This window comes from Streptomyces sp. SS1-1, from assembly GCF_008973465.1.
Lineage (GTDB): Bacteria > Actinomycetota > Actinomycetes > Streptomycetales > Streptomycetaceae > Streptomyces.
Genome location: NZ_WBXN01000004.1, coordinates 2703536 through 2717795 on the forward strand (window position 1 = coordinate 2703536; position 14260 = coordinate 2717795).

A 14260-nucleotide genomic window follows, 5' to 3' on the forward strand; every position below is an offset into this window, starting at 1 on the left:
ACGGGTGGCCGAGAACGGGGAGGGGTGCCATGGGGGCGGGCAGGGAGCGCGGGGGCGTGAAGTGGACGCGAGACATCCTCCAGGAGGCGGTCACGGCCTCGACGAACATGTCCCAGGTCCTCCGCCACCTGGGCCTGGACGTGGTGGGCGGCCACCACACCCACATCAGCCGCCGGATCAGGGCGTACGGGATCGACACGTCGCACTTCCGTCTCCCCTCCCGGCGCGGCAGGCCGTGGCGGCCGAGGACCCCCGAGAGGCTCCTGGTCGAGCAGCCCGCCGACACGGCCAGACGCATCCCGGGCGACCGGCTCAAGTGGGCGATGACGGCATCGGGCGTACCGGAGCGGTGCGCGCTGTGCGGTACGCCGCCGTCCTGGCGGGGCCGGCCGCTTCCGCTGGAGGTCGATCACATCGACGGCAACTGGCGCGACAACCGCATCGGCAATCTCCGGTTGCTGTGCCCCAACTGCCATGCGACGACGGACGGGTACCGGGGCCGGGCCAAGCGGCGGGCCGGGAAGGACACGGCGTGAGGGCCGGTGCACGGGCACGGCCCACCGTGGAGGCGTTGCGCGAGGCGGTGTCCCGGTCGGAGTCGCTCGCGGCGGTGCTGCGACGGCTGGGGCGCCCCGACAACGGCGGTCAGCGTGTTCTGGTGCGGCGATGGCTGAGCGAGGCCGGCATCTCGACGGAACACTTCCTGGGCCAGGGCCACCGACGTGGGAAGCCGGGCGTGGTTCCGCTCAAGCGCCCCGAGGAGATCCTGGTGCTGCACGAGGGCGGCCGCCGGACGAGGACCGTGCTTCTGCGCCGGGCGCTGCGTGAGACCGGTGTGCCGGACGAGTGCGCCGAGTGCGGTACGGGGCCGGAGTGGCTCGGGAAGCCGATGACTCTGGAGGTCGATCACATCAACGGCGACCGGAGCGACGACCGGCGGGAGAATCTGCGACTGCTGTGTCCCAACTGCCACGCCACCACGGCGACCTGGTGCCGAGGAGGACGCCGCCCTTCCCCTCAATGAGCCGACACACGACCGGTACGATGTGCGTGCACGCGGCCGTGGCGGAATTGGCCTACGCGCAACACTTAGGATGTTGTGGGAGAAATCCCTTGAGGGTTCGAGTCCCTCCGGCCGCACACCTGCGAATCGAAGGTCCGCCCGCTGTCGGGCGGACCTTCGTCGTTTCAGCCCAACAGCTCCCGCACCACCGGTACCAGTGCCCGGAACGCCTTGCCTCGGTGGCTGATGGCGTTCTTCTCGGCCGGGGTGAGTTCGGCGCAGGTGCGGGTCTCGCCGTCGGGCTGGAGGATCGGGTCGTAGCCGAAGCCGTTGGTGCCGGCGGGGGCGTCGCGCAGGGTGCCGCGGAGCTGGCCCTCGACGACGCGTTCGGTGCCGTCGGGGAGGGCGAGGGCGGCGGCGCAGGCGAAGTGGGCGGTGCGGTGGGGGTCGGCGATGTCGCCGAGCTGGGCGAGGAGCAGTTCGAGGTTGGCCTGGTCGTCGCCGTGCTTTCCGGCCCAGCGGGCGGAGAAGATGCCGGGGGCGCCGCCGAGGACGTCGACGCAGAGGCCGGAGTCGTCGGCGACTGCGGGGAGGCCGGTGGCCTGGGCGAGGGCGTGGGCCTTGAGGAGGGCGTTCTCGGCGAAGGTGACGCCGGTTTCCTTGACGTCGGGGATCTCGGGGTAGGTGTCCGCGCCGACGAGGTCGTGGTGGAGTCCTGCGTCGGCGAGGATCGCCCGGAGTTCGGTGATCTTTCCGGCGTTGCGGGTGGCGAGGATCAGGCGGGTCATGGCCCCCAGTATGGCCAACCGTGGAAGGGGCCGGTCAGGGCGTGCAGACCTTGGTGAGTTCGCCGGCGGCGTCGGTGACGGGGCTGATGTCGGGGGTCTCGTCGCCGTTCTTGACGGCGTCGCGGACGTTGGTGACGGCTTTCTGGAGGTCTTCGACGGCCTTGTTCACGTCGGCGTCGTCGGTCTCGTCGCCGATCTCGCGGAGGTTCTGGTCGATGGAGGTGAGGGATTCCTCGAGCTGGGTGGGGTCGTTGCTCAGGTTCTCGGCGGCCTGCTGGAGTTCGGTGACGCTGTCGGCGATGGCGTCGGCGGTCCTGACGCAGTCCATGGCCTTGCCGACGGCGTCGCAGCCGGTGGTGAGGCCGGTGGTGAGTGCCAGGGCCGCGACGGCTGCGGCGGCTGTGGCGATGTGGCTCCGGCGTCGGCTGGTGGCCATGGTGGACGTCCCCTCCCTGCGCGGGCCTGGCGGGCCCTCGTGCACTGGCCGGGCGTACGGCGGTGTGCCGTACGCCCGTATCCGTAGGGACGCCGGGGCGGGGGGTGCGGTTGCCCGGCGCCGCCCGGTGTCTTGGTTTGTTCTTTACTGTGCGAGGAGGGTGTCGAGGGCCTTGCGCTGGAGGTCGGCGAGTTCGCCGCAGCCGGCGACGGCGAGGTCGAGCAGGGTGTTGAGTTCGTCGCGGGCGAAGGGTTCGGCCTCGGCGGTGCCCTGGACCTCGACGAAGCGGCCGTCGCCGGTGCAGACGACGTTCATGTCGGTGTCGGCTTTGACGTCCTCCTCGTAGCGCAGGTCGAGGAGGGGGACGCCGGCGACGATGCCGACGGAGACGGCGCTGACGGTGCCGGTGAGGGGCTTGCGGCCGGGCTTGACGAGTTTGCGGCCCTGGGCCCAGGCGACGGCGTCGGCGAGGGCGACGTAGGCGCCGGTGATGGCGGCGGTGCGGGTGCCGCCGTCGGCCTGGAGGACGTCGCAGTCGAGGACGACGGTGTTCTCGCCGAGGGCCTTGTAGTCGATGACGGCGCGCAGGGAGCGTCCGATGAGGCGGCTGATCTCGTGGGTGCGGCCGCCGATCTTGCCGCGGACGGATTCGCGGTCGCCGCGGGTGTTGGTGGCGCGGGGCAGCATGGCGTACTCCGCGGTGACCCAGCCTTCGCCGCTGCCCTTGCGCCAGCGCGGGACGCCTTCGGTGAAGGAGGCGGTGCACAGCACCTTGGTGTCGCCGAAGGAGACGAGGACGGAGCCTTCTGCGTGCTTGCTCCAGGCGCGTTCGATGGTGACCGGGCGGAGCTGGTCGGGGGTGCGGCCGTCGATGCGGGGCTGTGAGGACATGGCGTCGAGCCTAGCGGGACGAGTGAAGGGCCCGTCCCGTGTGGGGAGGGGCCCTTCAGGGGGTGAAGCCGGGGACGATGCCCGCGCTTCACATCATGTCTTCGATCTCCGCGGCGATCGGGTCGGCGTCGGTGCCGATGACGACCTGGATGGCGGTGCCCATCTTGACGACGCCGTGGGCGCCGGCGGCCTTGAGGGCGGTCTCGTCGACGAGTGAGGCGTCGCTGACCTCGGTGCGGAGGCGGGTGATGCAGCCCTCGATCTCTTCGATGTTGTCGATGCCGCCGAGCCCGGCGACGATCTTCTCAGCCTTGCTGGCCATGTTCGCTCTCCCTGATCCGAACCGCTTTGTCGCAGTAACCCACAGTTGGCCCATCTTCGCGAGCGGTCGTGCCGTCTGTGTCGAAGGATGGCCTTCACGACAGCGGAACCGTCCGCGACTGGTCTACACCACCAGGGGGACGGCCGACAAACCGCCCAGCGAGGACAGGGGTTCGGATGACTGCCGACAGTACGGTCACTCCCGGGCGGGCGCGCTGGAACGCCTTGTTCCAGGGGTTGCAGAAGATGGGGCGCAGTCTGCAGCTCCCCATCGCCGTGCTGCCGGCGGCGGGCATCCTGAACCGGCTGGGGCAGCCGGATGTGTTCGGGGACGACGGTCTGGGCTGGACCGATGTGTCGCGGGTGATGGTGGGTGCGGGCAGTGCGCTGCTCGACGGGTCGCTGGGGCTGCCGCTGCTGTTCTGTGTGGGTGTGGCCATCGGCATGGCGCGCAAGTCGGACGGTTCGACGGCGCTGGCGGCGGTGGCGGGGTTCCTCGTGTACTACACGGTGCTGCGGCAGTTCCCGGACGACTGCGCGGAGGGCTCCAAGGCGATCCCGAACGTGGGCTGTCAGTTGCAGGACGGCTCGGTGACGGTCTTCGAGTTCCAGAACCCGGGGGTGTTCGGCGGGATCGTCATGGGGTTGCTGACGGCGTTCTTCTGGGCGCGCTATCACCGGACGAAGCTGGTGGACTGGCTGGGCTTCTTCAACGGCCGGCGGCTGGTGCCGATCATCATGGCGTTCGTGGCGATCCTGTTCGCGGCACTGTGTCTGTGGGTGTGGCCGCCGATCGGTGACGCGCTGGAGAGCTTCAGCGACTGGATGAGCGGGCTGGGCGCGTGGGGTGCGGGTGTCTTCGGTCTGGCGAACCGGGCGCTGCTGGTGGTGGGTCTGCACCAGTTCCTGAACGTGCCCATCTGGTTCCAGTTCGGGACGTTCACGACGCCGGACGGGCGGGTGGTGCACGGTGACATCAACATGTTCCTGGCGGGCGACCCGGACGCCGGTCAGTTCACCTCGGGGTTCTTCCCGATCATGATGTTCGCGCTGCCGGCGGCGGCGCTGGCGATCACGCACTGTGCGAGGCCGGGGCGCCGCAAGGAGGTCGGCGGTCTGATGCTGTCGGTGGCGCTGACGTCGTTCGTCACGGGGATCACGGAGCCCATCGAGTACTCGTTCCTGTTCGTGGCGCCGCTGCTGTACGCGGTGCACGCGGTGCTGACGGGTGTGTCGATGGCGGTGACCTGGGCGCTGGGGGTGCATGACGGGTTCAGCTTCTCGGCGGGGCTGATCGACTACGTCATCAACTGGAACCTGGCGACGCGGCCGTGGGCGATCGTCCCGATCGGTCTGTGCTTCGCCGTCCTCTATTACGTGATCTTCCGTTTCGCGATCACCAGGTTCGACCTGAGGACGCCGGGGCGGGAGCCGGAGGAGGAGGTGGAGGACGTCACGAAGGGCTGACCGTCCGTGAGGGGCTCCGGGGGGCCTCCACAAAGGTCCGAATAAGGCGGGATAACGGTCCGGGCAATGCTCGGGAATCGCGGGTTCCTTATCGCACCTTCATCGTGTACAACAGGTCTACACCACTGAGTGGTGTAGACCACCACCCGATGGAGGAAGTCTATGAGCACCGCCACCTCGCCAACGGCGGCCCCCACGAAGAAGTGGGGATCAGGCCTGATCCAGGGCCTTCAGAAGGTCGGCCGCAGCCTTCAGCTCCCGATCGCCGTGCTTCCGGCCGCCGGTCTGCTGCTCCGTTTCGGCCAGCCCGACGTGTTCGGCGCGGACGGACTCGGCTGGGACAAGGTCGCCGCCGTGTTCGCCACCGCGGGCGGTGCGATCTTCGACAACCTGCCGATGCTGTTCTGCATCGGTGTGGCGATCGGCTTCGCCAAGAAGGCGGACGGCTCGACCGCCCTGGCCGCCCTCGTCGGCTTCCTCGTGTACAGCAACGTCCTCAAGGCGTTCCCGGTCACCGAGGCGAAGGTCCAGGACGGCGCGGACATAGCCGCGACCTACAACAACCCTGGTGTCCTCGGCGGCATCATCATGGGTCTGCTGGCCGCCGTGCTGTGGCAGCGCTACCACCGCAAGAAGCTGGTGGACTGGCTGGGCTTCTTCAACGGCCGCCGGCTCGTGCCGATCATCATGGCCTTCGTCGGCACCGCGATGGGCGTCTTCTTCGGTCTGGTCTGGGAGCCGATCGGTGAGGTCATCTCCGACTTCGGCGAGTGGATGACCGGTCTCGGCGCCTTCGGCGCGGGTCTGTTCGGCCTGATCAACCGTGCGCTGATCCCGGTCGGCATGCACCAGTTCGTGAACACCGTCTCCTGGTTCCAGCTCGGCGACTTCAAGGACGCCGCCGGCGGGATCGTCCACGGTGACCTGAACCGCTTCTTCGCCGGTGACCCGACCGCCGGTCAGTTCATGTCCGGCTTCTTCCCGATCATGATGTTCGGTCTGCCGGCCGCCGCCATCGCCATCGCGCACAGCGCCCGCCCCGAGCGCCGCAAGGCCGTGATGGGCATGATGGTCTCGCTGGCGCTGACCTCCTTCGTGACCGGTGTGACCGAGCCGATCGAGTTCGCGTTCATGTTCATCGCCCCGGTGCTGTACGTGATCCACGCGGTGCTCACCGCCCTGTCGATGGCGATCACCTGGGCGCTCGGCGTCCACGCGGGCTTCACCTTCTCCGCGGGCTTCATCGACTACGCGCTCAACTGGAACCTGGCGACCAAGCCCTGGCTGATCATCCCGATCGGCCTGGTGTTCGCCGCGATCTACTACGCCGTCTTCCGCTTCGCCATCACGAAGTGGAACCTCCCCACCCCGGGCCGCGAGCCCGAGGAGGAGGTCGAGGACCTCACCAAGGCGTGAGCCCCACGGCATGACGAAGGCCCCGGAACCGGGAGGGTTCCGGGGCCTTCGCCGTGTCAGATCTCGTACGTCCGGCCGGGTGCCGCCAGCGTCACCGGGCCGTCGTAGACCTCGCGCGCGTCCGCCAGGTTGACCTCGGGGTCGGTCCACGGCGGGATGTGGGTGAGGACCAGGCTCCGGGCGCCCGCGCGAGCCGCCGACTGCCCCGCCTCGCGCCCGTTGAGGTGCAGGTCGGGGATGCTCTCCTTGCCGTGCGTGAAGGCGGCCTCGCACAGGAACAGGTCGGCGTCGCGGGCGAGTTCGTCCAGGGCGGTGCTGATGCCCGTGTCGCCGGAGTAGGTCAGCACCCGGCCGCCGTGCTCGATCCGGATACCGTACGCCTCCACCGGGTGGGCCACGCGTTCCGTGTGCACCGTGAACGGGCCGATGTCGAAGGTGGACGGCTTGACCGTGTGGAAGTCGAAGACCTCGCTCATGGACGAGGCGGTGGGGGTGTCCGCGTAGGCCGTGGTCAGACGGTGCTCGGTGCCCTCGGGACCGTAGACCGGGATGGGGTCGCAGCGGCCGCCGTCGTGCCGGTAGTAGCGCGCCACGAAGTACGCGCACATGTCGATGCAGTGGTCGGCGTGCAGGTGGCTGAGGTAGATCGCGTCGAGGTCGTAGAGACCGCAGTGGCGCTGCAGCTCGCCCAGGGCGCCGTTGCCCATGTCGAGGAGCAGCCGGAAGCCGTCGGCCTCGACGAGGTAGCTCGAGCAGGCCGATTCCGCGGACGGGAACGACCCCGAGCAGCCGACGACGGTGAGCTTCATGAAACAGAAACCTCCGCTGGCGGAAATCCGAAGATCGGGGATGGGGGGCGTCGGGGGTCGTGCGGTCCGTCGAGCGTAAGGCGCGAAACCTCCGGTCGCTCCTCCGCACAGCTCTGTTGTGGGCGAACTCACCTGCGGTGTCACGCGTTCGGCTGGACCCGGGGCGTACGGGAGGTGCGCGGAGGCGCGCGGCCCGGGGTGGGCGCCGGTAGCGTCGTGCGTATGGACACGTCATGGTGGCCGGCGCTCGGCGCGGTCGTGCTGCTCGCGTTCGTCGCCACGCTTGTGGACGGGTGGGGGCGGGGGCGCAGGCCGCGGCGGGGGCGTGAGGCGCGGCGGACCCGGCCGCCGGGGCGGCCGCTGAAGCGGGGGCGGGGGCCGGGCCGGCTGCCGGAGCCGGCGGAGATCTGGTGGGCGAACGTGCCCTACGAGGACCGGCCGGGGGCCAAGGACCGGCCGTGTCTGGTGCTGGCGGTGCGCGGGCAGCGCGTCACGGTCGCCAAGATCACCAGCAGGAACCGCGCCGGGCGCGGCGATGTCATCGCGCTGCCGCCGGGGTCGGTCGGGGACGCCGGGGGCCGGGCGAGCTATCTGGAGACGGGTGAGCTGCGGGTCGTCCCGGTGCGGGACTTCCGGCGGCGGGTCGGGGTGATGGACCCGGCCGTGTGGGACCAGGTCCGTCACCTGTCGAAGTGACCCGCGGGGGCGTCAGGCCCAGAGCTGGCCGTGGAGCGTCTCGATGGCTTCCTCCGTCGTCGCGGCCGTGTAGACGCCCGTCGAGAGGTACTTCCAGCCGCCGTCGGCGACGAGGAACACGATGTCGGCGCTCTCCCCCGCCTTCAGCGCCTTCTTCCCGACGCCGATCGCGGCGTGCAGGGCGGCGCCGGTGGAGACGCCCGCGAAGATGCCCTCCTGCTGGAGGAGTTCCCGGGTGCGGGTGACCGCGTCGGCGGAGCCGACCGAGAAGCGGGTGGTGAGGACCGAGGCGTCGTACAGCTCGGGGACGAAGCCCTCGTCGAGGTTGCGCAGGCCGTAGACGAGGTCGTCGTAGCGCGGCTCGGCGGCGACGATCTTCACGTCGGGCTTGTGCTCGCGCAGATAGCGGCCGACGCCCATCAGGGTGCCGGTGGTGCCGAGGCCCGCGACGAAGTGGGTGACCGAGGGGAGGTCGGCGAGGATCTCCGGGCCGGTCGTCGCGTAGTGGGCGCCCGCGTTGTCCGGGTTGCCGTACTGGTAGAGCATCACCCAGTCCGGGTGCTCGGCGGAGAGCTCCTTGGCGACCCGTACGGCGGTGTTGGAGCCGCCCGCGGCGGGGCTGGAGATGATCTCGGCGCCCCACATGCCGAGCAGGTCGCGGCGCTCCTGGGAGGTGTTCTCGGGCATCACGCACACCATGCGGTAGCCCTTGAGCTTGGCCGCCATGGCGAGGGAGATGCCGGTGTTGCCGCTGGTCGGCTCGAGGATGGTGCAGCCCGGCGTGAGCCGGCCGTCCTTCTCCGCCTGCTCGATCATGTGCAGGGCGGGCCGGTCCTTGACGGAGCCGGTGGGGTTGCGGTCCTCCAGCTTGGCCCAGATCCGGACGTCGTCGGACGGCGACAGCCGCGGCAGGCGCACCAGGGGGGTGTTGCCGACCGCGGCGAGGGGGGAGTCGTACCGCATCCCGATCAGGCCATACCGCCGGCCACGGCCGGCAGGATCGTGACGTTGTCGCCGTCGCTGAGCTTGGTGTCGATGCCGTCGAGGAAGCGGACGTCCTCGTCGTTCAGGTAGACGTTGACGAAGCGGCGCAGCTGGCCGCCGTCGACGATGCGCGCCCGGATTCCCGCGTGGCGGCTCTCGAGGTCGGTGAACAGGTCGGCGAGGGTCTCACCGCTGCCCTCCACCGCCTTCTGACCGTCGGTGTAGGTGCGGAGGATGGTCGGGATGCGGACCTCGATGGCCATGGGTCGGGGCTCCTGTCGGGAGTAGTCGGTCGGGGGCGCGCGGCAGCGCTGGGACAGCCGTGGTGCGTGAGTGCGGCGCCGCGGCTCACGGCCGGACGGCGGCAGGGTGTCGCGTCAACAGATGGCGCTGGCGAGCCTGCACAGGTCGACGTGCAGCCGCGCCACGAGCAGCATGCCCGGCGTCTTCCCGCTCACGTCGTGGAGAACCATGGGGTCATCGTATCGATTCCCGGTCCGGGTCCTGGAATGTGATCCCACATCGCGGACGGTGACGGGTCGCTTGGTGAGACCGGGCCGCGCGGACCGGGTCGTACGGGGCCGGGTCGTCAGTAGGACTCGACGATCCTGACCTCCTCCTCCGTGACCTCGCCCTCGAGGATGCGGAAGGAGCGGAACTGGAAGTCGCCGAGGCCGTCGGTGTCGGCCGTGGAGACGAGGACGTAGTGGGCGCCGGGCTCGTTGGCGTACGAGATGTCGGTGCGCGAGGGGTAGGCCTCGGTGGCGGTGTGCGAGTGGTAGACGATCACCGGCTCCTCGTCGCGGTCGTCCATGTCGCGGTAGAGCTTGAGCAGGTCGCCGGAGTCGAACTCGTAGAACGTGGGGGACATCGCCGCGTTCAGCATGGGGATGAAGCGTTCGGGGCGGTCCGATCCGGCCGGGCCCGCGACGACTCCGCACGCCTCGTCGGGGTGGTCCTTGCGCGCGTGGGCGACGATCTGGTCGACGAGGGCCTGGGTGATGGTCAGCATGCGGCCAGGATAAGCAGAGGGGCCGCCCCGTACCGAGGGTTGGTACGGGGCGGCCCACATGCCGGACGTGCGGTCACGTCCCGGGAGGCGCGGGCGTCCTGAGCGGCGGCGCGGGGGGCACCACGAGCGCTCCCCGCGACCGGACGTCCGCGCGCGGATCAGCCGACCTTCTCCAGCTCCGGCTCCTCGCCGCCGCGCGTGGCGATGCCCGGGTTGCGGCTCTTGAGGACCGACCAGCCGACACCGAGGGCGACGGCCCAGCCGGCGGCGACGTACAGGCAGACCCGCGCGTCCTTGTCGTACGCGATCATGCAGGTCACGAGGATGAGGAAGAGCAGCGCGACCCAGCTGAAGAGGGCCCCGCCGGGGGCGGGGAAGGAGGAGGCGCGCAGCCGGCCGGCGTCGACGGCACGGCGGTAGCGGATGTGGCTGACGAGGATCATCATCCAGGTCCAGATGCCGGCCGCGGTGGCGACGGAGGTGACGTAGGTGAACGCCTTCTCCGGGACGACGTAGTTGAGGATCACGCCGATGCCCATGAGGGCCACCGAGACGGTGATGCCGATGGCGGGCGTCTTGCGGGCGTTGAGCCGGGCGAAGGCCTTGGGGGCCTCGTTGTTGGCGGCGAGGCCGCGCAGCATCCGGCCGGTGGAGTACATGCCGGAGTTGCAGGACGACAGGGCCGCGGTGAGGACCACGAAGTTGACGATGCCGGCGGCGAGCGGGATGCCGATCTTGCCGAAGGCGTGCACGAAGGGGCTCTCGCCGGCGGAGAACTCGGTCCACTTCACGACGGAGAGGATCACCAGGAGCGCGCCGACGTAGAAGACGATGATGCGCCAGGGCAGCGTGTTGATGGCCTTGGGCAGGGTCTTCTCGGGGTTCTCGGACTCGCCCGCGGTGACGCCGACGAGCTCGACGGCGAGGTAGGCGAACATGACGCCCTGGAGCGTCATCAGGCTGGAGCCGATGCCGTTGGGGAAGAACCCGCCGTGCGACCAGAGGTTGGAGGCGGCGGCGGTGTCACCGGCGTCCGAGAAGCCCAGGGTGAGCACGCCGAGGCCGATGACGATCATGCCGATGATGGCCGTGACCTTGACCATCGAGAACCAGAACTCGACCTCGCCGAAGATCTTGACGGAGATGAGGTTGACGCCGAAGAGCACCACGAGGAACACCAGGGCGCTGACCCACTGCGGGATGTCCGGGAACCAGAAGTGGATGTAGATCGCGGCGGCCGTCAGCTCGGCCATGCCGGTGACCACCCACATGAGCCAGTACGTCCAGCCCGTGACGAAGCCGAAGAAGGGGCCCAGGAACTCCCGGGCGTACTCGGCGAAGGAGCCGGAGACGGGCCGGTACAGGAGCAGCTCGCCCAGGGCCCGCATGATGAAGAAGATGACGACGCCCGCGAGGGCGTACATGAGGATGATGCTGGGTCCGGCCTTTGCGATGTTCGCACCGGCACCCATGAACAGGCCGACGCCGATGGCGCCGCCGATCGCGATCATCTGGACCTGACGGCTGCCGAGGCCGCGCTCGTACCCCTCTTCGGGGGCGCCCGTGGCCGTCGTGTCGCTGACCTTCGAAGAGGTCATGGTGTGTGCGCCTTTCTCCATGCCGACCCGGGCCTTTCGTCGGCCGCGGATCGGGTCTCGATCCCCCCGGATTGCTGGAGCTGTGCCCGGCCGGCGGTCCGCCGGCCCTGTGGCGCACCCGGCCGAACATTCGGGTGGTGCTCGGCGGGCGGTCGTGAAGATTTATCACGGCTGCAACGGCGATCGGAGGGGGCCCGTGTGGCGCATCCCACAGGGAGAACCGGACAAAATCACCGCCGCCCCGCATAGCGGGTGGCGGCGGTGACGGGATCGTTATCCGGATTTGAGCGTCCGCTGAGCGAACACAGAACCATCACATATCGGCATGAAGGGTCGCGGGAGCGGGCTGGATCAGGGCATGAGGGTGGCGACGAGGGTCTCCTGGAGGCCGCCGAGCCACAGATAGGCCATCACCATCGGCTTGCGGGAGTCCTCGTCGGGGAGGCGGTACAGCAGATCGGCGTCGTCCTCGTCGGTGATCTCCAGCCGGGACCCGATGGCCAGGCGCAGGTCGTTGAGGGCGCTGAGCCACTGCTGGGACTCCTCGGTGGACAGCTTCAGCACCGCGGCGCCGTCGCCGGCGCTCCCGGCGCTGAGCGCGTCCAGGGTGCGCACCACCGCGAGGGCGTTCTCCCGCTTGCCGGCGCGCAGGTCGTTCTCCGTGTAGCGGCGGAACTCGGCGGAGTACGCCCGCTGTTCCTCGGCCTCCTCGGCCTGCGGGGTGCCCTCGGGGTCGCCGTAGGCGTCGGGGAACAGGCGCTTGAGCACGGGGTCGGAGGGCGGCTCGCTGGGGCCCTCGGCGAACAGCTCGGCGAGCGGGTCGTCGGAGGCCTCGCCGGCCGGGCCGGGTCCGATGAGCTCCAGCAGCTGGACGGCCAGCGACCGGATGATGGAGATCTCGACGTCGTCGAGAGCGACGGCGGCGCCGCCGCCGGGGACGGGTTCGAAGGTTCCTGGCATGGAGACGATTCGCTACTTCCGGTCCTGCTGGAGGGTGGCCCACAGGCCGTAGCCGTGCATGGCCTGCACGTCGCGTTCCATCTCTTCGCGGGATCCGCTGGAGACGACCGCCCGGCCCTTGTGGTGGACGTCGAGCATGAGCTTGGTGGCCTTGTCCTTGCTGTACCCGAAATACGTCTGGAAGACGTACGTCACGTAGCTCATGAGGTTGACCGGGTCGTTGTGGACGATCGTGACCCAGGGGACGTCGGGCTCGGGGACGGCGAACACTTCCTCCGCCGGCTCGGTGCGTTCGATCTCTAGGGGAGCGGGTGACGTCACAGTGCCCATGCTGCCACCGCAGGGGGGTGGTCGCACAAATCCCCGGCCCCGGCCACCCCCAAATCGTCAGACTGACGAAATGGGGGTACGATGCGTGGCCATGAACACAGCGGACCTTGGGCTGCCGGTGGAAGTCCCCTCGACGGCGCTCTTCACGGACCAGTACGAGCTGACGATGCTGCAGGCCGCGCTGCGCGCGGGCACCGCCGGGCGGCGCAGCGTGTTCGAGGTCTTCACCCGGCGCCTGCCGCACGGCCGGCGCTACGGCGTGGTGGCCGGCACCGGACGCGTCCTGGACGCCGTGGAGAACTTCCGCTTCGACGCGGACGTCCTCGGCTTCCTGCGCGAGCGGGGCGTCGTCGACGAGCCGACGCTGCGCTGGCTGGCGGACTACCGCTTCTCCGGGGACGTCTGGGGCTACCCGGAGGGCGAGGTCTACTTCCCGGGCTCGCCGATCCTGCGGGTGGAGGGCAGCTTCGCCGAGTGCGTGCTGCTGGAGACGGTGATCCTCTCCATCCTCAACCACGACTCGGCGATCGCCGCGGCCGCCTCCCGGATGTCCGCGGCCGCCGGGGACCGCCCGCTGATCGAGATGGGGGCCCGCCGCACCCACGAGCTGGCCGCGGTGGCCGCCTCCCGCGCCGCCTACATCGGCGGCTTCACCTCCACCTCCGACCTGGCCGCCGGCTTCCGGTACGGCATCCCGACCGTCGGCACCAGCGCCCACGCCTTCACGCTGCTGCACGACCACGAGCGGGACGCCTTCCGGGCGCAGGTGGACTCCATGGGCCGCGGCACCACGCTGCTGGTCGACACCTACGACGTCGCCGAGGCCGTCCGTACGGCCGTGGAGGTCGCCGGACCCGAGCTGGGCGCCGTCCGCATCGACTCGGGCGACCTGCTGCTGGTCGCGCACCGGGTCCGCCAGCAGCTGGACGAGCTGGGCGCGACCGGCACGCGGATCCTCGTCACCTCGGACCTGGACGAGTACGCCATCGCTTCCCTCGCGGCGGCGCCCGTGGACGCGTACGGCGTCGGCACCCAGCTGGTCACCGGCTCCGGGCACCCGACGGCCTCCATGGTCTACAAGCTGGTCGCCCGCGCCGAGTCCGCCGACGCCGGGGCGCCGCTGGTGCCGGTGGCGAAGCGGTCGACCGGCGGGAAGACGTCCGTCGGCGGGCGCAAGTGGGCGGCGCGCCGGCTCGACGCCGACGGGGTCGCGGAGGCCGAGGTGATCGGCACCGGACCGGTGCCCGCCGACCTCGCCGGCCGGCAGCTGCTGGTCCAGCTCGTCAAGGGCGGGGACGTCGTGGCGCGCGAGCCCCTGGAGGTCGTCCGGGACCGGCACGCGGAGGCCCGCGCCAACCTGCCGCTGTCCGCGATGCAGCTCTCCCGGGGGGAACCCGTCATTCCGACGGAGTACGTCCACACGCGCCCGGGTAGCCAGTCGGGGGCGTGAAACGGGCGCGCCCGCAGTGCCCGCCCCCTGCCACCTCCCGCACCGCACACGAAGTCTCTAGGCTCGGAGGTTCACGGCCGGGCCCCGCACCGATCCACC

The 14260-nt window shown here is 70.2% G+C and carries 17 protein-coding genes, 1 tRNA gene and 1 pseudogene; 7 read left to right on the plus strand and 12 right to left on the minus strand.

Annotation, left to right across the window (positions count from 1 at the left end; all coding sequences use genetic code 11):
• Window positions 1-44 precede the first annotated feature (44 nt).
• From F8R89_RS13500 to F8R89_RS13510, 3 genes and pseudogenes are all read left to right on the plus strand, one after another.
• A pseudogene (locus F8R89_RS13500) lies at window positions 45-536 on the plus strand (HNH endonuclease); the annotation flags it as partial.
• Complete coding sequence (locus F8R89_RS13505; RefSeq protein ID WP_225994387.1) at window positions 533-1024, plus strand: HNH endonuclease; 492 nt, start codon at window positions 533-535, stop codon at window positions 1022-1024. The pseudogene F8R89_RS13500 and the gene F8R89_RS13505, both read left to right, overlap by 4 nt.
• Window positions 1025-1056: 32 nt before the next feature.
• Window positions 1057-1140: transfer RNA gene (locus F8R89_RS13510), tRNA-Leu, on the plus strand.
• Window positions 1141-1188: 48 nt separating this feature from the next.
• Here F8R89_RS13510 and rdgB read toward each other — a convergent pair.
• The 4 genes from rdgB to F8R89_RS13530 form a co-directional block, all read right to left on the minus strand.
• The gene (gene rdgB / locus F8R89_RS13515; protein WP_151784215.1) at window positions 1189-1791 is read right to left on the minus strand and encodes an RdgB/HAM1 family non-canonical purine NTP pyrophosphatase; all 603 of its coding nucleotides are present in this window, start codon (window positions 1789-1791) and stop codon (window positions 1189-1191) included.
• Window positions 1792-1825: 34 nt separating this feature from the next.
• Window positions 1826-2227, minus strand: coding sequence for a hypothetical protein (locus F8R89_RS13520; protein ID WP_151784216.1), 402 nt, complete (start codon window positions 2225-2227; stop codon window positions 1826-1828).
• Between the two features lie 144 nt (window positions 2228-2371).
• The gene (gene rph, locus F8R89_RS13525; RefSeq protein ID WP_151784217.1) at window positions 2372-3118 is read right to left on the minus strand and encodes a ribonuclease PH; all 747 of its coding nucleotides are present in this window, start codon (window positions 3116-3118) and stop codon (window positions 2372-2374) included.
• Between the two features lie 88 nt (window positions 3119-3206).
• Window positions 3207-3440 (minus strand): glucose PTS transporter subunit EIIB, encoded by a 234-nt coding sequence (locus F8R89_RS13530; protein ID WP_030943649.1) that lies wholly within the window; start codon window positions 3438-3440, stop codon window positions 3207-3209.
• Window positions 3441-3616: 176 nt separating this feature from the next.
• Between F8R89_RS13530 and F8R89_RS13535 the strand changes: the two genes are divergently transcribed.
• Together F8R89_RS13535 and F8R89_RS13540 are read left to right on the plus strand one after the other, a co-directional pair.
• Entirely contained in the window at window positions 3617-4906 is a 1290-nt protein-coding gene (locus tag F8R89_RS13535) for a PTS transporter subunit EIIC (protein ID WP_151784218.1), read from the plus strand.
• 162 nt (window positions 4907-5068) lie between these two features.
• Window positions 5069-6322, plus strand: coding sequence for a PTS transporter subunit EIIC (locus tag F8R89_RS13540; RefSeq protein WP_151784219.1), 1254 nt, complete (start codon window positions 5069-5071; stop codon window positions 6320-6322).
• A 56-nt stretch (window positions 6323-6378) separates the two neighbouring features.
• Here the strand turns inward: F8R89_RS13540 and F8R89_RS13545 are convergent, their stop codons facing one another.
• Window positions 6379-7131 carry an MBL fold metallo-hydrolase gene (locus tag F8R89_RS13545; protein ID WP_151784220.1) on the minus strand — a complete coding sequence of 251 codons (753 nt, stop codon included), beginning with the start codon at window positions 7129-7131 and terminating at the stop codon, window positions 6379-6381.
• Window positions 7132-7353: 222 nt separating this feature from the next.
• Between F8R89_RS13545 and F8R89_RS13550 the strand changes: the two genes are divergently transcribed.
• Window positions 7354-7827 (plus strand): type II toxin-antitoxin system PemK/MazF family toxin, encoded by a 474-nt coding sequence (locus F8R89_RS13550; RefSeq protein ID WP_151784221.1) that lies wholly within the window; start codon window positions 7354-7356, stop codon window positions 7825-7827.
• Window positions 7828-7839: 12 nt separating this feature from the next.
• Here F8R89_RS13550 and F8R89_RS13555 read toward each other — a convergent pair whose 3' ends face one another.
• From F8R89_RS13555 to clpS, 7 genes are all read right to left on the minus strand, one after another.
• Entirely contained in the window at window positions 7840-8790 is a 951-nt protein-coding gene (locus F8R89_RS13555; RefSeq protein WP_151784222.1) for a PLP-dependent cysteine synthase family protein, read from the minus strand.
• Between the two features lie 5 nt (window positions 8791-8795).
• Window positions 8796-9074 (minus strand): MoaD/ThiS family protein, encoded by a 279-nt coding sequence (locus tag F8R89_RS13560; RefSeq protein ID WP_151784223.1) that lies wholly within the window; start codon window positions 9072-9074, stop codon window positions 8796-8798.
• Between the two features lie 114 nt (window positions 9075-9188).
• Window positions 9189-9284: a putative leader peptide gene (locus F8R89_RS37230; protein ID WP_309544746.1), complete on the minus strand. Its 96-nt coding sequence runs from the start codon at window positions 9282-9284 to the stop codon at window positions 9189-9191.
• Between the two features lie 116 nt (window positions 9285-9400).
• Window positions 9401-9823: a Mov34/MPN/PAD-1 family protein gene (locus F8R89_RS13570; protein ID WP_151784224.1), complete on the minus strand. Its 423-nt coding sequence runs from the start codon at window positions 9821-9823 to the stop codon at window positions 9401-9403.
• Between the two features lie 158 nt (window positions 9824-9981).
• Window positions 9982-11421: an amino acid permease gene (locus F8R89_RS13575; protein ID WP_151784225.1), complete on the minus strand. Its 1440-nt coding sequence runs from the start codon at window positions 11419-11421 to the stop codon at window positions 9982-9984.
• A gap of 351 nt (window positions 11422-11772) precedes the next feature.
• Window positions 11773-12381 (minus strand): DUF2017 domain-containing protein, encoded by a 609-nt coding sequence (locus F8R89_RS13585; RefSeq protein WP_151784227.1) that lies wholly within the window; start codon window positions 12379-12381, stop codon window positions 11773-11775.
• 12 nt (window positions 12382-12393) lie between these two features.
• Window positions 12394-12711, minus strand: a complete 318-nt coding sequence (gene clpS / locus F8R89_RS13590) for an ATP-dependent Clp protease adapter ClpS (protein WP_151784228.1) — start codon at window positions 12709-12711, stop codon at window positions 12394-12396.
• Between the two features lie 91 nt (window positions 12712-12802).
• Here clpS and F8R89_RS13595 point away from each other — a divergent pair, with 91 nt between their 5' ends.
• Window positions 12803-14161, plus strand: coding sequence for a nicotinate phosphoribosyltransferase (locus tag F8R89_RS13595; RefSeq protein ID WP_151784229.1), 1359 nt, complete (start codon window positions 12803-12805; stop codon window positions 14159-14161).
• Window positions 14162-14260: the final 99 nt, after the last annotated feature.